General features: G+C 69.1%; 15 protein-coding genes and 1 pseudogene. 6 read left to right on the forward strand and 10 right to left on the reverse strand.

Annotated elements, in window-relative coordinates:
* The first annotated feature begins 413 nt into the window (after positions 1–413).
* Positions 414–1613 (forward strand): MFS transporter, encoded by a 1200-nt coding sequence (locus tag RM788_RS44305; protein ID WP_315926608.1) that lies wholly within the window; start codon positions 414–416, stop codon positions 1611–1613.
* Here the strand turns inward: RM788_RS44305 and RM788_RS44310 are convergent.
* Both RM788_RS44310 and RM788_RS44315 read right to left on the reverse strand, forming a co-directional pair.
* Complete coding sequence (locus tag RM788_RS44310; RefSeq protein ID WP_315926610.1) at positions 1555–2442, reverse strand: IS630 family transposase; 888 nt, start codon at positions 2440–2442, stop codon at positions 1555–1557. The two genes, RM788_RS44305 and RM788_RS44310, sit on opposite strands and share 59 nt — an antisense overlap.
* Positions 2331–2801, reverse strand: coding sequence for a helix-turn-helix domain-containing protein (locus RM788_RS44315; RefSeq protein ID WP_315926612.1), 471 nt, complete (start codon positions 2799–2801; stop codon positions 2331–2333). Before RM788_RS44315 ends, RM788_RS44310 begins: the two co-directional genes overlap by 112 nt.
* 484 nt (positions 2802–3285) lie before the next feature.
* Between RM788_RS44315 and RM788_RS44320 the strand changes: the two genes are divergently transcribed.
* Positions 3286–4179 carry a ferredoxin family protein gene (locus RM788_RS44320; protein ID WP_315926614.1) on the forward strand — a complete coding sequence of 298 codons (894 nt, stop codon included), beginning with the start codon at positions 3286–3288 and terminating at the stop codon, positions 4177–4179.
* Positions 4180–4325: 146 nt separating this feature from the next.
* Positions 4326–4688: pseudogene (locus tag RM788_RS44325) on the forward strand (helix-turn-helix domain-containing protein); the annotation flags it as partial.
* An 801-nt stretch (positions 4689–5489) separates the two neighbouring features.
* Here RM788_RS44325 and RM788_RS44330 read toward each other — a convergent pair.
* Positions 5490–7334 carry a serine/threonine-protein kinase gene (locus tag RM788_RS44330; protein WP_315926616.1) on the reverse strand — a complete coding sequence of 615 codons (1845 nt, stop codon included), beginning with the start codon at positions 7332–7334 and terminating at the stop codon, positions 5490–5492.
* A 171-nt stretch (positions 7335–7505) separates the two neighbouring features.
* Here RM788_RS44330 and RM788_RS44335 point away from each other — a divergent pair, with 171 nt between their 5' ends.
* Complete coding sequence (locus tag RM788_RS44335; RefSeq protein ID WP_315926618.1) at positions 7506–7748, forward strand: hypothetical protein; 243 nt, start codon at positions 7506–7508, stop codon at positions 7746–7748.
* Positions 7749–8203: 455 nt separating this feature from the next.
* On the opposite strand, the gene RM788_RS44340 is transcribed toward RM788_RS44335, so the two are convergent.
* Entirely contained in the window at positions 8204–8992 is a 789-nt protein-coding gene (locus RM788_RS44340; protein WP_315926620.1) for an HARBI1 family protein, read from the reverse strand.
* Between the two features lie 976 nt (positions 8993–9968).
* Here RM788_RS44340 and RM788_RS44345 point away from each other — a divergent pair.
* A complete protein-coding gene (locus RM788_RS44345) occupies positions 9969–10817 on the forward strand; it encodes a glycoside hydrolase family 6 protein (protein WP_315926622.1) in 849 nt (282 codons plus the stop codon).
* A gap of 9 nt (positions 10818–10826) precedes the next feature.
* On the opposite strand, the gene RM788_RS44350 is transcribed toward RM788_RS44345, so the two are convergent.
* The 6 genes from RM788_RS44350 to RM788_RS44375 all read right to left on the reverse strand — a co-directional run bounded on the left by RM788_RS44350 (position 10827) and on the right by RM788_RS44375 (position 18324).
* Positions 10827–12062: a glycosyltransferase family 4 protein gene (locus tag RM788_RS44350; protein WP_315926624.1), complete on the reverse strand. Its 1236-nt coding sequence runs from the start codon at positions 12060–12062 to the stop codon at positions 10827–10829.
* The gene (locus RM788_RS44355) at positions 12059–13372 is read right to left on the reverse strand and encodes a lipopolysaccharide biosynthesis protein (RefSeq protein ID WP_315926626.1); all 1314 of its coding nucleotides are present in this window, start codon (positions 13370–13372) and stop codon (positions 12059–12061) included. The genes RM788_RS44350 and RM788_RS44355 overlap by 4 nt, the downstream gene beginning before the upstream one ends.
* Complete coding sequence (locus RM788_RS44360) at positions 13369–14229, reverse strand: hypothetical protein (RefSeq protein WP_315926628.1); 861 nt, start codon at positions 14227–14229, stop codon at positions 13369–13371. The genes RM788_RS44355 and RM788_RS44360 overlap by 4 nt, the downstream gene beginning before the upstream one ends.
* Positions 14226–16058 (reverse strand): ArnT family glycosyltransferase, encoded by a 1833-nt coding sequence (locus RM788_RS44365; RefSeq protein WP_315926630.1) that lies wholly within the window; start codon positions 16056–16058, stop codon positions 14226–14228. Before RM788_RS44365 ends, RM788_RS44360 begins: the two co-directional genes overlap by 4 nt.
* A gap of 104 nt (positions 16059–16162) precedes the next feature.
* On the reverse strand, positions 16163–17401 hold the full coding sequence (locus RM788_RS44370) for a glycosyltransferase (RefSeq protein WP_315926632.1): 1239 nt from the start codon (positions 17399–17401) through the stop codon (positions 16163–16165).
* Positions 17402–17457: 56 nt separating this feature from the next.
* A complete protein-coding gene (locus RM788_RS44375) occupies positions 17458–18324 on the reverse strand; it encodes a glycosyltransferase family 2 protein (protein WP_315926634.1) in 867 nt (288 codons plus the stop codon).
* A 419-nt stretch (positions 18325–18743) separates the two neighbouring features.
* Between RM788_RS44375 and RM788_RS44380 the strand changes: the two genes are divergently transcribed.
* Positions 18744–19673: a GDSL-type esterase/lipase family protein gene (locus RM788_RS44380; protein ID WP_315926636.1), complete on the forward strand. Its 930-nt coding sequence runs from the start codon at positions 18744–18746 to the stop codon at positions 19671–19673.
* Positions 19674–19680 lie beyond the last annotated feature (7 nt).

Genomic DNA, 19680 nt, shown 5'->3' on the forward strand with positions numbered 1-19680 from the left:
CGTGTCCGATCACCCCGACTCGACGGGTCGGAGGAACGCTGGGCGGCGGGGATCTGTCGAGGCCGTACCGGTGCCTGGAAGATCGGCCGTCCGGTGGCCTGAGCGCCCTGCCCGCGGCGCCCGCGTCGAGCCTGGTCCGCGGAGCGGTTGCCGACCACCCGCGCCCGCCTGTCCCTCGTGCGGCCACCACCCGGGTCGCCGTCGCACGGCGCAGAGGCGGGGCGCGGGGCCTGCGGGGTCCCGTGATGGGAGTTCGCAGCTCGCGGTCATCCGGAATTCCCGGTGGGCAAAAGCTTTCGCGACTGTCTCGTGATGTGTGCGGACGCGGTGGATCCCGGTGAGTGCGGGTATCGGGCCACGGGTGTCGTACACTTCAAACAGTTGCATTTTGCAACCGTTTGGAAGGGAGTGCGATGAATGCGTGGCGCCGGTTACTGCTGGCTGTTGTGTGCGGTGTCGCTGTGGCGAGCATCTACGCCGCCCAGCCCGTTCTGAGGCCGATGGGGGGTGACCTCGGCCTGCCCAGGGAGTTGACCGGCTGGATCATCGCCGCAGGCCAGTTCGGCTACCTGGTGGGACTGGTGCTGCTAGTACCGCTCGGTGACGTCGTCGACAGGCGCAAGCTGATCGCCGTCCACCTCGCGATCACCGCCGTGGGGTTGAGCATCACTGCCCTGGCGTCCACGGCGTGGGTCGCCTTCCTCGGCCTCGCGGCGGCCGGGTTGTTCGCAGTCGTGGTGCAGACCACGGTGGCCTACGCGGCCTCGGTCTCCCCGCCGGGCGAACGCGGGCGCACCATCGGCGTGGTGACCTCGGGCGTCGTGGTCGGCATCCTCGGCGCCAGGGTCGTGACCGGCGCGCTGGCCCAGGTGTGGGGGTGGCGCAGCATCTACTTCGTGCTCGCGGTGCTGTCCCTGGCTCTCGCCGGTTTGGTCGTCTTCCTGCTGCCGTCCGAGGAACGCCCCACCAGGCCTGCGGAGTACGCGCAGGCCGTGGCCGCGCTCGGGGGACTGCTCGGACAGCGCACATTCCTGACGCGCGGACTCATCGCGTTCTTCCTGTTCGCCTCGTTCGGCACCCTGTGGAGCGGCTTGTCCCTGCCGTTGACGGAGCAGCCGTGGCACCTGAGTGAGAGTCAGGTCGGTCTGTTCGGCCTGGTCGGCCTCGCGGGTGCGCTCGGCGCCGCCCGCGCCGGTCGGTGGGCGGACGCGGGGCGCGCCAGCCCCGTCACCGGCTTCGCGCTCACCCTGCTCATCCTCTCGTGGGCGGCTATCGCGCAGTTGTCCTGGACGCTGTGGATCCCGCTCGTCGGCATCGTGCTCCTCGACTTCGCTGTCCAAGCGGTGCACGTGAGCAGCCAGCACGTGTTGACCGTCGCCTACCCGGACCGTGTCAGCGGCGCCATCGGCACCTACATGGTCTTCTACTCCCTGGGTTCCGCCCTCGGCGCGGCCACGACCACCGCCGTCTTCGCCGCCTATGGCTGGGTCGACTCCAGCCTCCTCGGGGCAGGCTTCGCCGCCTGCGCCTTGGTCGTCTGGGCGGTCGACCTCCTCAAGTCCCGCCACCCCCACATCGACGCCACCGTTCGCTTCCGGGAAACAAGCGCGTGATCGACACCGAGGGCCCGGTCAAACCGGACGAGTAGATCGTTGCGGCTAATTTTTTGGGTACAGGTGGCGTAGTTTGATGCGTGCGTCGTCGGTGGTGAACTGCCAGTTGACTTGGCGCTGGTCGGCGTTGGTGGCGTGTTGCCATGCGGTGAGTTCGGTGTTGAGGACGTCGATGTCGCTGATGCGGCGGTCGAGGCATTGACGGGCCAGTGTGGACAGTTCGATCTCGGCGATGATTGAGCCAGGAGCCGTGTTTGGGGGTGTGGTGGATCTCCAGGCGCTGGGCCAGGGTGAAGGCCTCGTCGGGTGCGAAGGCCTCGTAGAGCGAGGCGATGCCATGGGTGTTGAGGTTGTCCATCACCAGCACCACGGTCTCGGCGTCGGGGTGGTCGGCGGTTAGTAGTTGCTTGACCTGCCCTGCCCAGTCGATCCTGGTTCGCTGCGCGAGGGCGTGGACACGGCGCCACCCACGCAGGGGCTCGACCCACACGAAGATCGAGCAGGTGCCGCAGCGGACGTACTCGCCGTCCTGACGGGCATCGCGACCCGGACGGCCCGGAAGCGGATCACGGGCGTGATCGAGAAGCTGGTAGGGCTTCTCGTCCATGCACACCACCGGGCGGGTGGGATCGTACGGCCGGGCGTAGACGGACAGGACGTCCTCCATGCGGGCCGCGAACTCCGCGTTCGCCTTCGGCGGGATCGTCCAGCACTTCCTCAGACGAGGACGCAGTTTCGTTTTTTTAAGACGCGGCCGATGGTGGTGTGGTCCAGGTCCGGGATGTCCTCGGCGAGCAGGACGTGCTTCTCCAGCAGCCGCAGCGACCACCGCTCATACCCTGCCGGTGGGACCGAGCACGCCATCGCGATCAGCCGGGCCTTAACCTCGCCGGTGATCTTCGACTCGACCGGTGGCGTGAGGCGCTTCCTACGCTGAATCGTCACCACGACATCGCCACCGCACTCGACATATGCCTTGGCCACGTTGGTGATCGTCTGCGGGTCGACCCCCGCCCTCCCGGCGATCTCCCGGCGGCCTGCGGGCTCGCGACCGTTCTCGTCAAGCTCCAGCAGGATCCGCGACCTGCGGACCTCCTGCGCGGGATGCGCGCCGATCCTGACCACTCTGGTCAGCCACTCGCGTTCATCCGCACTCAACACCACCGACGGCAACGACGACCTCGGCACGGCACATCCTCACGACAGGGACAAGGAGCACATCTCCACCTAATATTAGCCGCAACGATCTACGAGTGACCTTTGGACGAATCTTCGCCGGGTGAACCGCTCCCCGGAAGTCGGACCGGGATTCCCGGTTGCGACTTCCGGGGAGCAGTTGTTTGTGGATGTGCTCTGTCACCCGTGGTCGGACGAAGGGGAAGGGTTAGGACAACCTGAGTAGGCATGACATACTCGGGTAACGCCTAGTGAGCCTCTCGGGCTGGTGAATTCAGTCGAAAGTGACGGTCGCCAGGTGGTGATGAGAGTATTGTCCACTGGCGATTTTCCTCGCGTCAAGAACTCCCTTCACGTTGATGTCGAAAACCGAATCGCGATTCGGTGTGATTCGCGTGCTGACAAGTCGAGGTTGATCACTGCGACGGCCTGCGAGTGGAGCGAGAGCTCGCCGCTGCTGGAACCTATTCGGGGGAATTCGATGAGGTGCTCGGAAGTGGCACGACGGACGGCTGAGCCGATGGCGGGCACGAGTGCGCACGCGAGCAGGTGGCTGTGCGTCGAGCAACCAGGGCCCTGGGGTGCGGACGCCCTGTGGAACAGCGCTCTCGACACCGACGTCGCCGAGCAACTCCGGCGTCGCGCTGACGCCGCCGGTGTTCGAGTGGTGCTGCTGAGGCGGCCGGGCAGGAGCCGGTCGTCCTCGGGCACCCGGAACGTCTACTTCGCGTCCACGATGCCCGGTCGCAGCTGGTTGCGCCACACCACCGTGTCCGATCCACGTGAACTGCTGGACCTGGACCTGTCGGCCACGGTGTCCGGCGCGGGCGAGTCGACGACCGATCCTCTGGTGCTGGTGTGCACCAACGGTCGGCGCGACGTTTGCTGCGCGGTGACGGGACGGCCGCTGGCGTCCGCCCTGTCGACGCTGCACCCCGGCAGCGTCTGGGAGTCGAGCCACCTGGGCGGGCACAGGTTCGCCCCGACCGTTCTCCTGCTGCCGACCGGCTACTGCTACGGACGGGTGGACGTAGCCGCCTGCGACCACGTGCTGGCGGAGGCGGAGGCCGGAAGGATGGTCACCGACAACTGCCGGGGGAGGTCGACCTGGACCAGGCAGGGGCAGGCCGCCGAACTGGCCCTGCGCGAGCACCTGGGTGATCGCGCCGAGGACGCGGTGGCGGTCGTCGACCAGGTCCGGTACGGCGAAGGGCAGTGGGACGTCCGACTCCGCCACCGGGGGGAGGTCGAGTGGCGGGTGTCTGTGCGCCAGCGCTCCGGGCCACCTGCTCGGCCACACGCCTGCGGCCTGCCACCCGAGGTGCCGACCGTCATCTCCGTGGACTCCCTGATGATCACCAGTCGCGCGCGGTCAGCCAGGATCGCGTGATCATCAGGGGCCGCACCCCGCGGAAGGGCATGCTTGACCGGGAGACGACGGCCGGCCGGACCCTCGTCAATGACGCCTCGGAGCGGGTCCATTTGAGCCGGCGGCGCACCGGGTCTCAGGTCAGACGCGCCCGAAGAACATTTGGACTGGGACAGAGACAGGTTCGCGAGTACCGCGGGCAGATCCCTTCACCGGGTCGTCCGACGGTCGCCTGGCGTGGGGACCGCGTCAGGTTCTGGGCTTCGATCGCCCCCGGTGTCCTGACCGACGGGGCGTCGGAGGCGACCAGGGTGTCGGCGCCGGTTGGCTACCGGTGGTTCTGTCACGCTGGTGGAGTGAACCCGCAACTGTCCACAACGGTCTCCGGCCGGTACCTGTCGTTCGTCGAGCGTGAGGACATCGCGCTGCTGCGCGCTCAAGGTCTCGGGGTGCGCGCGATCGGCAGGCAGCTTGGCTGGGATGCCTCGATGATTTCCCGGGAGCCGCGCCGCAATGCCTCCACCCGAACCTACGGCGTTCTCGGCCTTGAACTCCGGGGTGAACGACCGACGAGGTCGCCGCTTCTTCCTGCCCATGGGTTCCATGGTGGGACATCCTTAGGGGCATTGCCCTGCATGGTGAGTGTCCTGTCCGTGGGCGGACCGCCGATCGCTTTCCCTTACCGTCTACATCGGACAGGAATCGCGTGTCTGCAACCTGCGTTGTCATCATCGGCGTCGACATCCCCAAGAATCTCCACGTCGCGGTCGCACTCGACGCGGTCGAGGTCATGTCGCCGAGGCGGAACAGGTGCTGACCTTGGCTGCGGTCCCGTGGGAGTGCGGGCTGGAGCAGCGAATCGATTTGCGGGCGATTCGGGCGGGGTTGTGCGGCCACCTCGCGACGGTGGTGGCGTCGTGGGTGGTCGACGACGTGTTGTTGGTGGCCGTGGAACTGGTCACCAACGCCTATCTGCACACCCGGTCCCCGCATCTCCCAGCTCAAGGCGGGCGACGACATGACCGCGCTGTGGACCGACACGACCCGCGTCTTGGACGCGTTCACCGGTACGGCGCCCGACCGCGAGAAGTCCTTCTGGCGCCGCTGACCCGAGAGGTGCCTGTCCCGTCGCGGCTGTCCCGAGGGGGGCAGCCGCGACGGGACAGGCATGAGCGGACGGGGCCGGTCGCCCGACTCGACCGCGCCCGCCCGCCGGAAGTCCCGGCCGCAGGACGCACATTCGTGCTGTCCCCACCCTCGTCGTACCGGCCGGGACGACGACGAGCATGGCAAGGAACGCAAGGGAGGGGTCCCGGCGGTGGTGGGGACGTTCAGACCTCGGGCAGCCGGGTCTCCGCCGCCACGGCGAGCACCTTCGCCTGGTCGCACAAGCTCTGGGGGGTGGTCGTGGGGTCGTTGGAACTCAGCTCGACATCGGCCCGTTCCACCCATTCGTTGGTGATGTCGGTGGGCTTCTCGTATTCGCGACCGCGGATCCTGATCGCGCACCCGTTGTTCGTGGTGTGCACGGCGGCGGTCCGGGAGCGGATCCGGACTGGTTGATCGCCGTCGTCCCCGTCGTCCCGCCACTCGCGGGTGAACACGACTGTCACCTCCAGCGGCCCCTTGTCCCAGGAGCACATCCAGTTGCCCAGCTCCTGTTCCGCCTTCGGGACGTCCGCGCCGAACACCAGACCCAGGTCGGCATCGCCGAGTGTGGCGCACGCGTCCACGTTGGCCATCGACCAGTCGGCGAACTTCGCGGCACGGCGGGGGATCGGTCCCCCGCGGAGCTTGTCCAGCACCGGTCCGGCCACGGCCTCGGCGACCTCGCACGGTTCGACCAGCCGCGCACCCTGGTTGTACGCCTCGATCCGCACGCGGTTCCCGTCGGGCAACGGGATCGGGCGGTGGCAGGACCCGTCGGGGCGCTCGGCCGGTGTCTCGATCGGGCCGAGAATGCCCAGCGGGTGGCTGGGGGCCTCGTAGGACGGGATGCGCTCGATGAGGAGACCGGCGTACGCGATGTCCGAATCCGCCTGGCTCAGGCGCACGGTGAGGCCGCACCGGTTGAAGCTGCCGTACTCGGAGTCGAACTGGACCGCGCCGGTGCCGAACTTCGACAGCGACGACCGGTCGAGCAGGGAACACGGGTCGGCGGTGCGGGCGTCCAGCACCGCGCCCTGCCCGGTGCCCGCGTTGGCGTTCGAGTCGCGGTTGAGGTGGACGACCGCCGCGGCGGCGAGGACCGTGACAAGTGCCGCCGCGCCGATGAGCACACCGCGCTTGCGACGCCATGGGCCCGTGGGCGCCGGGTCCTCGACCGTGGTGCCCGTGGGCGCCGGGGTGGTGGGCACGGAGCCGGACAGCGACACGAAGGGGACGACCACTCCGCTCACGGCGTCCAGCATCCGCTTGGCCTCCGGCGCGGACGGCCTGGCGGAAGGGTCGAGGGCCAGCAGGGCGCCAAGCACCGGCGCCAGGGGCCCCGCCTGGACCGCGGTTTCCAGCTCGGCCGCCCTGGCCCGGCGCAGCTGCCCGTCGGGGTCGGGTCCGGGGTGTCCCCACGGCGAGCGGCCCTCCACGGCGGCGAACAGCGTGGCGCCGAGGCAGAACACGTCCGACGCGCTGCGGGCCTGCTCACCGCGGGCGACTTCGGGCGCCATGTAGGCGGGGGTGCCGACGATCTGGCCGCCTTCCGTGCGGGTGAGTTCGGCCCAGTGGGAGATGCCGAAGTCGGTCAACTTGGCCGTGCCGTCGTCGGTGACGAGGACGTTGGCCGGGGTGACGTCGCGGTGGATCATGCGGCGCTCGTGCATGGCCGCCAGTGCGGCGGAGATGTTCGCGCCCACGACCGCGACGGTCTTCGGCGGTAGCGGCCCGTCGTCGCGGATGATCTCGCGCAGGCTGCGGGCGGGCAGGTACTCCATGACCAGCCACTTCGTGCCGTGGTGCAGAACGGTGTCGTACACCGAGATCACGTTGGGGTGCTGGAGCCCGGCACCGATGCGGGCCTCGTGCCGCATCTGCCCGCCGTCGTCGTCGGCGTGGGAGCGCTTCAGTGCCACCTTCCGTCCGAGATCCTCGTCGGTGGCGAGCCACACCTCGCCCATCCCACCGGTGCCGACCCGCCGTTCCAGGCGATAACGCTGCGCCACTAACTCGTCACCAGACATCACCGGGAAGATATCAGCGATATTCACCTCACCGTGTGAGTTCCTGACCTACGTGCGCGATCGCGTCCTTCATCATGTCCTCGGACCGGTCACAACCGCGTCGGGACCGGTCCCGCACGACCCCGGATATCGTCATCGGCGAAGACGAGACTCCGACGCGAGGAGGCCAACGTGCCACTCACGCCCGTGGTGCCGATCGCCCGGTGGTGTCTGGCGCTGGGCGCCACCCGAGTCGCGCCGGGGGCGCTGTCGGTGCTGACCTTGGCGGGCGGCGTCACGATCGACCCGTGCGATCGCGGCCAGCTCCGGTTCGGCCGCAACCGGCCGGAGGTGGAGGTGTGCGTCGGCGAGAACGACGTGATGGTCAGCCGCAGGCACGGCCTGCTCGAGCACCTGACGGGCGCTGGTGGCTGACCAACACCGGCCGCTCACCCCTCCGCATGCCGAACTCCACCCTGCTGCACCAAGGCGAGGAACCGTAGCTGGCCTTGGGTGAAGTCCCGTATGCGGTTCCCCGATGGGAGAGGAGAAAACAGAAATAGGATCTTGTCTGTTTGACGATCGGGATCAGCATGAACAACCGTCCTCGTATCACCCGATCGGATGAGTAACGGTTTGCATGGATGACCGTCCGCAACTCTTGGGCAGCGCACCTGCATGCCCTGTTGACCGGTGAGTCAGTTGTCAGTCTCCTGGCGCCGCAACAACAGACACTGGTTCGCGACGAGGGTCACGTCGGCTCCGCACAAGCGCGGGTTTGCGTGCGGCAGGTGAGGTACGCCTTCCCGGTGCGTCCCGGTTGGCGATCGACACCAGCCTACTATCCGCACTGAGCCTTTCCCGGTAAGCGTTGATCACGTTGGGTGAGATCACCAGGTCCGGTTGCTTTCGTGGTGGAGCAGGACCAGTGCGGCCTGGGTGATCGCTCCGATCCGCCAGGGGTCGAGACTGACCCGGCGCAGCGCCTTGAAACGCATGATGAGCAGGGCGTTTGCCCGTTCGCCCAGGGCTCGGGTACCGCGCAGAAGTTTATTGAAGGTCTTCTGGTCGTCGGTGAGTGTCGTGCCGTCGGCGGGTTTCTTGATCGGGACGTGCAGGACGTCGCCCGAGCCTTCGTAGCCAAGGTCGGCGAGGGTCGGCAGGTCGGTTCGGACGTCGGCGAGGGTGGCGATGATGCCGTGGTGGCGGGCGCAGGTGAGGTCGTGTTCGCGGCCGGGTCGTACGTCGGAGATCCACAGCGGCCAGCCGTCCGGGGCGGAGACGACCTGCACGTTGCCGCCGTGGTGCTTGTGTTTTCCCGACCACCAGAGGTCGTGTCCGTTGGGTCCGGGGACGGAGGAACGGTCGGTGGGGATGACGACGCCGTCGAGGTTGACGTGAGTGAGTCCGGCGTCTTTGGCCTGCTGCAAAGCGGTGTGCAGGTCGGGCGCGTGGGCGGTCAGGGCGTCGATGCCTTCGTGGAGGTAGCGGGAGGACGTCGAGCCGCCGATACCGTTGTCGCGGGCCAGTTGCGCGACGCGGGTGCCGTCGAGCAACCACCGGATGACCAGCACGGCCTGGGTGAAACAGCCCAGAGCGCGTCGACCGCGCCGGGTACGGCGGCGACGCCGTTGCGCGGACAGCAGCGCGGACAGGAACTCGACGGTGTTCCTGTTCATGGTCAACACACCGGTGTATGTGACACTGATACTCACGTGAAGCCTCTGGTTCTACGGACTCGATCTTGTGGTGAGAACAGTCCTACCAGGGGCTTCACGCCTATCTTGACCGCAGGTCGGTCCTGCCGCGGTTCCGGCTACCCGAGCACTGTCACACAGCGCCACTGGCCATTACCGGGAAAGGCTCACTGTGTCCACAATCATCTGGTGATCAGCGCTGCTTGTGATAGTCGGGGGCGCAATTTCGATACCAGAGGGCGTCCACGCTCTAGGACTCGGCTTTGCTGCCCAGTTCCGTACTGGCGGGCAGGCGGAAGTTGCCGATCGCTCGTCAACGCCATGTCTGGCCGGGTCGTTGTCGTCGCATGGAATGCGCCTGGTCTCCGTTCGGTCGACCACGTGATAATTGCCGGGACCGTGGCAACCGGACCTGATGTCTATGCGATCATCTTTCGAGACTGCGCCGATGTCGTCGACCATTCGATTCGTCATCGAAGAATAATTCGGTTGTAAACACTAGGGATAGTCGCATTTTGCGTTAATGGTATTCATCATTTGCGGAAAGTTGTCGTTGGTCACACTCTCGCATACGGTCGACCGCTCTGCGTCTCGGTCAAATTGATCATAGTTCGGTAATGTTCGAGTCCGCACCTTTTTATGATGAGCGGTTAATGGGAAAATCTGGTGCCATCGTGCTGTAATATTTTTCCGTTTTGTAGTGGGTGTCGATGTTGGAGTGTTCGCCTGGCATGGTTCGGCGGGGTTGGACGAAACCCATGGGGTTTCTGCGCAGTTGGCTTGCTGGCTGCCGATTGTGGTTCGATGATGGACCGCAACCAAAGCAGGATCGGGGACTTCCATGCGAATACTTTTCTTCTTGGTCACATGGGCTGCACTACTTACCGTTCTGACCACACCGATCACTGCATGTGCCCCCTCGAAGACACCGAACCCGCTGGCCGGACATCAGTTCTACATGGATCCGGCCAGCCCCGCCCGTAATGCTCTGCACCTCCATCCGGAGGATGCCGTCGCCGCAGTGCTCGCCGCCGTACCGCAAGCCAAGTGGTTTACTCAGACCACCCCGGCCTCTGTCGTCCGGAGGGCCGTCTCGGACCACGTGAGCGCCGCTGTCGAGGTCGGCGCGATGCCGGTGTTGGTCGTGTACGCCATTCCCGATCGCGACTGCGGCGGCTTTTCCGCGGGCGGGTTCGACAGCACGACCGCGTATTCGGACTGGATCCGCGAGATCCGCGCCGGGATCGGCGGTCGTCCGGCCGCGGTCGTCGTCGAACCCGACGCGCTCACCGCCGCCGACTGCCTCGACGAGGCCAAGCGGGCCGCCCGCTACGACATGCTCGCCGACGCCGTCGAGCAACTCGGACTTGACCGAACGACAGCGGTCTACCTCGACGCCGGCCACTCTCGCTGGCTCGGCGCCGAGGAACTCGCCCGGCGGCTCACCCGCGCCGGGATAGGGCACGCCAGGGGTTTCAGCCTGAACGTGTCCAATTTTTTCACCACCGCCGAGGAACAGGCTTACGGTGAGGAGGTCTCCGCGTTGCTCGACGGCGCCCACTATGTCGTCGACGTCTCGCGCAACGGGCTCGGCCCGGCTCCGGACGGCCCGTTGAACTGGTGCAATCCCACGGGGCGCGCCATCGGCGCCCCTCCGTCCGCGACCACCGCGGCCGTGCACGACGACGCGGATCTCTGGATCAAGAATCCCGGCCAGTCCGACGGTGACTGCGGGCGCGGCGAGCCGAAGTCCGGACTGTGGTTCCCCGAACAGGCGGCCGAACTGGTGCGCCTGGGCCGAGGCTGAACCGCCTGATCAGACGGCGGTCATCGCCCGCGCCCGCCGATACGCGTCGATCACCCGCGGAAGCACGGCTCCCGCGGTGAACCGCATGGCACGCGCCGCGGCGGCAAGGCCCATGGCATGCCGTCGCACGGGGTCGGCGAGCAGGTTGTCGAGCGCATCCGACAACGCCCTGCCGTCTCCCGGTTCCACCAGCAGGCCGGTGACTCCGTAGTCGACGATCTCAGCGAGCCCACCGACCCGCGAGGCGACCACGGCGGTACCGGCGGCCATCGCCTCGACGGCCACCAGGCCGAACGGCTCGGGCCACCGCGACGGGACCGCGACCGCGGTAGCGGCCGCGAACGCCGCCATGATCCGCGCGTGCGGCAGGCCATTGTGGACGAAAACCGGACGCTCGGGTGTCCCCGACAGCTCGGGAGCGTCGGCCCGCCGCGGCCCGATCACCACCAGCGGAACGGGAACCGCCATGCCTTGATGGGCCTCCGCGAGCACGCGGAGTCCTTTGTGCACGCCCTGCGCTCCGACGAACAGCACGAAATCCCCGTCCGGCAGGAAATCCGGACGCGGTCCGGAGGCGGTGGCGACGTCATCGGCCACGAACGGCGGGATCACCCTGACGCGGCTTGGGGCGATCCCCGCCAGGCAGGAACCCGCGACGGCCGCGCTGACCGGCAGGAACATCGACACCCGGTCCAACCGCCTGCCGTTCCCGACCAGGCCGAGGGCGAGTGCGGTGCCCTTGACCGCGCCGTAGGAGGCGTTGGCGCAGCTCAGGCACCGCCGTGTCGACGGGCCGGAGCACGCCGAGTCCAGCTCGTCGAGGTGGGTCATCGTCTTTTTCGCGCACACCAGGCTGTAGTCGTGCAGGCTCACCACCAGCGCGGAGCCCGCCGGGAGTCGCAGCCGCAGGCAGGAGTGCAGAATCCAGCCGTGGGCGTGCACGATGTCGGGACGGGTGGCGTCGACGAGTTCCTGAAGGCGCCGGACGAGTTGCGGGTCGGCCGTTGTCGGGTGGAAGTGGTGTCCCGGATCGGTGGAGAAGCGCCGCAGGTGCCTGGTCAGCCCGGACAGCCTGCGGATGGTCACCGCGCCTTCCTGTTCGACGTCGGGCGCGTCGGGGCGGCTCAGGGTCGCGACCTCGACCTCGTGCCCTCGTGCGGCCAGTTCGCGGGCGAGGCCCTGCACGGTGCGTTCGAGGCCGCCGATCGCGGGCGCGTAGTTGTCGGTGACCTGGAGGATCCTCACGAGGCCGTCCCCGTGGTGATCCGGCGCCACGACACCAGCACCGACAGCGCGCCGGCGGTCTGCGCGCCGATCCACGCCAGGCCCACCGCGACGATGCCCAGGCGGGGCAGCAGGAACCAGGAGGCCGCCAGGCTGGCCAGCAGCATGGAGGTGTTGAGCCACAACGCGGACTGCAGCCGGTTCGTAGCGCGCAGCACCGCGACGGCGATGTTCGTGACCGCGTCGGGGATGGCCGACAACGTCAGCAGGACGAGAAGGGCGTGCCCTTGCTCCGGGTACTCCGGGCCGAACAACGACAGCAGCAGCCGTCCGCCGAACAGGTACACCGCGATCGGCACCACCAGCAGGGCCGCGGTGATCAGCCCGCTGCGCCTGGCCGCCGCGGCTATGGCTGCCGGGTCGTCGGCGCCCGCGGCGAACAGAGCCGTGGACACAGCGGGGCTGATCATGAAGAACACCGCCCCGAGCATCCAGGTGGCGTAGAAGTAGGCGTTGTCCGCGGCCGAGGTCCGCGCCACCACGACGATCGGCAGCAGGTAGGTGGCGAGCATCGCCGCGATCGTGATCATGTGCTGCCCCAGCAGTGAGGACCGCATCTCGCGGAGGGACGCGGTGAAGCCGTCGAAGACCGGGCGCAGTGAACGTCCGTGCGCGCCTCGGCGGAACCCGAGCAGCCCCAAGGAGAGCGACAGGCCCGCCGCCGCGGTCCACGCGGTGAGGATCTGGTCATCGGTGCCGGGAAGCAGCCACGGCGCCAGCACCAGCGGGATGCGGCCCGCGGTGAACAAGGCGTTGCGCCCGAGCATCAGCGAGCCGCTGCGTTCGGCGACCGCGGCGTAGTCGTACACCGTGCCGACCGCGAAGAACACCGTGCCCAGGCAGAAGAGCGCGCCGCCGGTCGCAGTCCGCAAGGCGGGCAGCGTGCCGAACTGGTGGCCCAGCACCGCGACGACCAGCGCGCCGCCGACCATCCCGATGACCACGGCCACCACGACGCCGACGGTGAGCCGACGGCGCCATTCCCGCTCGGACCGGCTGCGCGGCAACCATTCGATCATCGCCGCGGCCGCGCCGACCGCGGCGAACAGCGCCGCGGCCTGGAGGGCGCTGGTGACGGCGGAGCCCGCGCCGATGACCTTCGCGCTGGAGCGGCGCGCGACGATCAGCCAGAACACGTAGCCGAACGCGGAGGTGACAACGCTGGTCGCCATGATCGCGAGCGAGTTGCGCAGCATCGCGTCACCGGTGAACCGGGTGAACAGCCCGGCGGGCGGGGACAGCGGCCCGCTCAGGGGCTCGCCCGCGCTCACTGCCCGACCGCCAGCCGCATGGTGAGTTCCGACGCGGCGGGTCCGTCCCCGACGACGACCACCACGTCGTGGAGCCCACCGGACGGGGGAGCGGTGAACGCGACCGTGCCGTGGCGTGCGTCCACCACGCCCTGCGCGGTGCCCGGTTCCCTGGTGCCGACGACCGCGTCCACGTCGGCGGCCGGTGTTCCGCCGACCGTGACGGTGATCGGCGGCTCGGCGGCGGGGAGCGCGGAGCCGTAGCCGCGCAGGCTCCACCGCAGCACGACCCGTGCTCCGGGCTGCACGACCACCGGTCGACCCGCGACGAGGCCGGGCTCCTCGAACGCGAACTGCGCGTAGCTCTCCACCCGCGTGGGGAGCATCGCGGCGGCACCGGCCACCGCCGCGGCGAGCACCGCCGCCGCGAGCACCGGCCCGGCCGCGCGACGGACCGCCGCACGGGCCCGGACCCGCGGCGCGTCCTCGGCGTGCGGGGCCGACCACCGGTCGGCCCCGAGCAGCAGCAGCGCGGTGGTCCCGGTGCCCACGGCGACGCCCGCGGTGCCGATGGGCGCGCCGATCACGGCGAGCACCAGCACGACCGCGAGCGGCGACAGCAGTCCGAAGAGGACCGGCAGGACCAGTCGCAGCACGGGGTCGACGTCGGAGGTGTCACCGGCGGGCGCTCCGCGACCGAACAACAATCCGGTCGCGGAGACGCCCGCAACGAGCACTAGCACCGGGAGCGCGACGACGGACCGCAGCACGGCGGGCGCGTCCAGCAGCACCAGCGCCGTCGCGCCCACCACGGCCGCGCCGAGCACGACCGTGCTGTTCCGCGCAGCGGACACGGCACGCGCGGCGGAGGCGGTCACGACCCGCTCCCGGTCTTCGCGCCGAGCAGGGTCAGGTCGAGCCGGTAGACCCGCAGGTGCTCGGTGGTGATGATCCGGGCCGCCCACGGGACCCGGTCGAGCCGGTCCAGGTGGGCGCGCGGGGGAGCCGCGTAGAGCAGCGGGTCGCCGGGTCCGTAGTTGTCGCCGTTGAAGGCGGGGCGATCGGCCATGCGGGTGTCCACCACCAGGTAGTCGTATCCGGAGCTGTGCAGGTCGCCCGCGAGCTTGCGGTCGGGGTCCTCGGGTGACTGGGTCAGCTCCCAGGCAGGGAAGCCCGTCGACGGCGCTGCCACGCCGAACCCGCCGTACGCGACGAGCTGCAACGCTGTGTACCGGTCGGCCACGACCCTGACCGGACCCGCCTGCGCGGCGAGCTGCTCGGCCACGGTCCGCGCCTCGGCGCTCGCCGAGTTCGTGTCCGTGCCCCAGGTGAACGGGCCGGGGAACCGGTACGGGTCGTTGAGCCCGCCGCCGACGTTGCCGATCAGCAAAACCACGAAGAACGCGGCCAGCAACGGGGTCCGCGCCCACCAGCGCCGGGGGACCCGTTCCCGGCCTCTCGGCACCACGAACGCGGCCACGAGCGCGAGCCCGACGTAGCTGAAGGCCCACGACCGGCGCGCGCCCTCCGCGCCCGAGGGGGCGAGCAGGAACAGCACGGACGGGAAGTAGACGAACCCGAACGCCATCAGCGCGAGGGTGTCGGTGCGCCATCCGCGGTGCTCACGGCGCATGATTCCCAGCAGTGCCAGGCACATCAGACCGACGACCACGGGGGCGAGCGCGGTCAGCCCGCGTTCCCACAGCGGTTGCACGGTCGGCGCGAGGACTTGGCGGCCGGCGCCGGTCTTCGCGGCCACCGCGGAGAGCTGGTCGACCGACCCACCCACGTACGGCGAGAGGTAGTCGACTGTCGGTCGCGCGACGAACGCCACCCACAGCCCGGCGAACAGGGTGGTGGCACCGAAGACGAGCCACCAGACGCCGGTCCCGCCGTCGTCGGCCCGTTCGGGCGAGGGCTTGCGGCGCGTGATCCGGCCGCGCACCGAGACCAGCAGCGCCACAACGAACAGCAGCAGCGCCAGGAACAGGGTGGTGAGGTGGTGGGTGACCACGCAGGCGCCCGCGCACAGCAGCGCGCCGACGACCGCGCCCGCCCGATGCCTGCCCCGTGCCCGCGCGCCGAGGCTGGTGAGCGCCAGGATCCAAAGGAACAGGGCGATGGCGATGCCCTCGTAGGCGTACTGGGTGTCGAAGTACATCGCTGATGGGTTCAGCGCGTAGACCACCGAGGCCACCGCGCCCGCACGAGTGTCCAAATGTGTCCGGGCGAGCACGAACACCGCGAACAGGCCCAGCACGTGCGCGACGAGCAGGACGAGCTGGCCGGAGGACCACGTCGACAGCCCGCTGAGCCGTTGCACCCCCGCCGTCAGTCCGGAGGTGCCGGGGTAGAACTGGACGATCGGGATGATCGCGTTGGGCCGCAGCAGCTCTCCGGTGGACAGCACGTCGACGGCTTGGCGCCAGTGCGCGTACTCGTCGTGGTAGCTCGGCGCGTCCGGGTTGCGCAGGAACTTGGGCGCGTGGGTGAGCACGCCGAGCAGGAGCAGCCCCCACATCGCCTGGGGACGGGTCCCGGTCGCGATGCGCCCGGTCACCGGCACGGCGCCGATCAGCATCCCGGCCCAGAACACGGGGTAGTACAGGGCGGCGGGCGAACCGGAGCCGGAGAGCCGGTAGGACACCCCGACCACGAGGATGCCCGCCGTGGCGGCGGCCACCACGCACGGCCAGGAGGTCGTCACCCGTGACCACCTCGTCCGCGACGCGGTCGGGGGGCCGGGTGGTCGTGCCGACCGCGCTGTGGACACCGGGCGCTCGGGGGCCGACGATGCCGTGTCCGTGCCGTTCACGTCACCGCCGCGGCGCGGAGGGGGGCGAGCGCGCCGGCGATCCGGTCGATCGCGGACGAGGTGGCGGCCCACGAGTGGGGATCGTCGAACCGTCGCGCGCGATGCGCGGGCAGGTCGAGGATGCGCTCGCGCAGGGCGACGACGTCGTCCGGGGTGACGAGCACCGCGCCTTCGTAGTCGGCCACCGCTTCGACGAGACCGCCGACCGCGTAGAGCAGGACGTGCAGGCCCGAACTCATGGCGATCTGGAGCGGTCCGCTCGCCGAGCCGCGGCGGTAGGGCAGCACCAGCGCGTCGGCCTCGGCGAAGAACCTGCCCGCCTCCTGGTCGCTGACGTACCGGTTGACGAAGGTGATGCGGTCGCGGTGCGGGCTGCGCTCGATGAGCTCGGCCGGGAGCGTCCACCCCTCCCAGGTCTCGCCGACGATGGTCAGGGTGAACGCGGCGGCCTCGTCCGCGCTGAGCGCGTTGAAGGCCGTGACCAGGTCTTCGACCCCCTTGTACGGCCGGATGAGCCCGAAGAACAGCAACCGGGTCACGCCGTCGGGATCGGGATCGGCCGCGGTGCGCGGTGCGGTCGCCGGCGGCAGGTGGTCGTAGGGGCCGTGCGGGGCGATCTCCACGGCGAGGTGGTCGAGCTTCCCGGCGCCGTAGGTCTCGTGCAGCAGGTCGAGGTCGTGCTTGTTGTGCACGAGCGCGCCGGACGCGCGCGCCAGCAGGGCGGGCATCACCCGGCGGCAGTAACTCGCCACGAACGGCACGGAGGCCTCGCCGGTGTCCTGCACCTCGTGGAACTCGATGACCACCGGCACGCCGACCCGGCGGGCGGCCGCCGCGAGGGCGAGATAGGTGTGCAAGGTCGCGGCGGTCCACCACTGCAACACCAGGACGTCGGGCCGTTCCGCGGCCAGCGCCTTGGCCGCCCGGCGGACCTGGTCGCCCCAGAACCAGTCGATCTCGCCGACGATCCGGACGTCCTCGGCGTAGCGCAGGCTGCTGAGGTCCTGCCCGACGCGCCTGCCGCCGGGGAAGAGGCGGGCGGGGATCAGATCACGCAGCAGCAGCACGGAGACGTCATGGTCGACGGAGAGGGCGTTGGCCAGGCGGCAGGTGTACACCGTCAGTCCGCTGAGGAACCGGAAACCGGGCCCCACCACCCACACTCGTCTGCGCCTCTGCCTGCCATCGCCGACGCCGCCGTGCTCCACCGCGTCGCCTCCTGTGGCGCTGTCCACGTTCTTGTCTCCTAGTCGATCGGATCGGTCGTCGTGCGAGGTGGTCGTGGAGGACGTCACATCGCCACGGCGGCGTCGTTGGAGTCGGCTTCGCCGACCGGTCGGACCGGGATCTCGGCGTGCAGGCCGGACGCCCGCCTGCTGTCCCGGTTGGTGGCCGTGGCGGGCACTGGGAGGAGGTACTCGGCGGGGAAGGGGACCCGGACCGCGGGGCGGGCGGGCAATGCCTGGGGGACCCGTTCGGCGCGGACCTTCGTCAGGATCGCAAGGCAGCGCAGGCCGTCGGACCAGCTGATCTTCTTGCCCTCCTGGAACGAGCGGCCGTTGTAGCTGATCGGCACCTCGTAGGGGCGCACGCCACCGCGGATCAGCCGCGCGGTGAGCTCGGTGTCGAGGCCGAAGCCGCTCTCGGTCAGTCGCAGCGCCTCGAAGTCCCCGATCGGCACCAGTTTCAGACACGTGTGCATGTCGGTGAGGCAGCTGTCGAAGAGCAGGTTGGCGGCCAGCGTCAGCAGCCGCCCGCCCGTGGCGAACCGGAACGACGGGTACCGGGTGTTGAAGCCGAAGACGCGGGCGCCGAACACGTGGTCGGCGCGGCCGTCGAGCACGTGTTGGAGCATGGCGGGGATGTCGGAGGGCGCGTATTCGAGGTCGGCGTCGAAGATGATCATGTGCGTGCCGGTGGACCGGGCGACGCCGGTGCGCACCGCGGCGCCCTTGCCGAGGTTGCGCGGGTGGTTGACCACGAGCACGTCGCGGTCGCCGTAGGCCTCCAGCAGTTCGGCGGTCCCGTCGGAGCTGCCGTCGTTGACGACGATCAGCTCCACCGGGCACGGGTAGTCGACCCGGAGTACCTGTGCGATCGCATGGACAATGGTCGCACTCTCATTATAGGCGGGCATGATTATCGAGAGCTTGACCATCTGGTCTCCTGCCTCGGATCTGATATAGGCCGTTGCGTGAGATCGGATCGATCATCCGATCTCGGTCGTTACAAGATCATGGGTGACGAATATGTATTCCGCGTCGACCCATCCACCGCTTTCGCATGAGGGCTACTGATGAAAAGTGAGCACCGATCGCATTGGTGGCCATCTCGGCCCCATTCGATTTCCGCATGGACTCAGCTGGAATCCCCATAACCGATGCTCGACGGCTACCCGCGTATCCCGGCTCACTATTGAGGGCTGTAACGGGGATGGGAGGAACGCGATAGACGGCAAGGCACTGCACGCTTTGCGACGGGGTGGAATTCACATCCCGGACACATCGGGGACAAGGAAGCATCCCCGGTTAACGCAGATTTAACCAGTCGAACATCCGACCACGGACAAGGGGAGACATGGCGAAGCCAGGACGCCGGTTCCTGATGGCGTCAGCGGTCGCACTGGCCCTGACCGGGTGCGCGGCACCGATCACCACGGCCGGGGTGTCCGCGCCCATCGGCGGCGCCGACCGGCTCTACGTCTCGATTGGTGACTCCTACGCGGCCGGGTACCGGCCGTCGCCGGACGGCTCCGGCTCCACGACCACCGACGGTTTCGCCTACCAGGTCGCCGCCGACCCCCGCGTCACCGGGCGGCCGCTGGAACTGGTCAACTTCGGTTGCGCCGGGGTCACCTCCACCGCGCTGCGCGAAAATCCCGGCTGTGCCGCCGGCGCGAGCGGCCCCGGCGCCCCGGCCTACCCGCGGCAGGCCCAGGTGGACGCCGCCGTGGCGTTCATCACCGGGAACCGCGAGAGGATCGCGCTGGTCACCGTGGTCGTGGGCGGTAACGACATCAAACCCTGCGTGCAACGACCGGACGGCGCCCCGCGCCCCGACGCGACTGCCTGCCTCGCCGAGGCGGGCAAGGCACTGCGGGCCAACCTCGCCATCCTGCTCGGCGCGCTGCGGTCGGCCGTCGGTCCGACGACGCCGATCGTCGGGGTGACCTACCCGGACGTGTACCTCGGCGCCTGGGTCGCCACCACCCCCGGCGCCCGCGATCTCGCGGTCGCCTCCGTGGCGCTGTTCCGCGACCAGCTCAACCCCGCCCTGCGGGCCGAGTACAGCGCCGTCGGCGCGCTGTTCGCCGACATCACGGCCGCCACAGGTGGCTACGGGCCACTGGAGGAAATCGTCGACGACCCGACATACGGGAAGATTCCGAACCCGGTCGCGCGACTATGCGCACTGACGTACTACTGCCGACTCCGGGACGTCCACCCCACCGTGGACGGGCACCGCGTCATCGCGGACCGAATCGTCGAACTGGCCCACCTTTCGTGAACGGGCC

It is taken from the genome of Umezawaea sp. Da 62-37 (genome assembly GCF_032460545.1).
Classification (GTDB): domain Bacteria; phylum Actinomycetota; class Actinomycetes; order Mycobacteriales; family Pseudonocardiaceae; genus Umezawaea.

What these genes read in the sequence shown, in the direction of transcription:
- RM788_RS44345 (WP_315926622.1), top strand. Translation starts at nt 9,969, where the DNA reads ATGGATCCGGCCAGCCCCGCCCGTAATGCTCTGCACCTCCATCCGGAG.
- RM788_RS44340 (WP_315926620.1), bottom strand. Translation starts at nt 8,992, where the DNA reads ATGAACAGGAACACCGTCGAGTTCCTGTCCGCGCTGCTGTCCGCGCAA.
- RM788_RS44380 (WP_315926636.1), top strand. Translation starts at nt 18,744, where the DNA reads ATGGCGAAGCCAGGACGCCGGTTCCTGATGGCGTCAGCGGTCGCACTG.
- RM788_RS44375 (WP_315926634.1), bottom strand. Translation starts at nt 18,324, where the DNA reads ATGGTCAAGCTCTCGATAATCATGCCCGCCTATAATGAGAGTGCGACC.
- RM788_RS44330 (WP_315926616.1), bottom strand. Translation starts at nt 7,334, where the DNA reads ATGTCTGGTGACGAGTTAGTGGCGCAGCGTTATCGCCTGGAACGGCGG.
- RM788_RS44305 (WP_315926608.1), top strand. Translation starts at nt 414, where the DNA reads ATGAATGCGTGGCGCCGGTTACTGCTGGCTGTTGTGTGCGGTGTCGCT.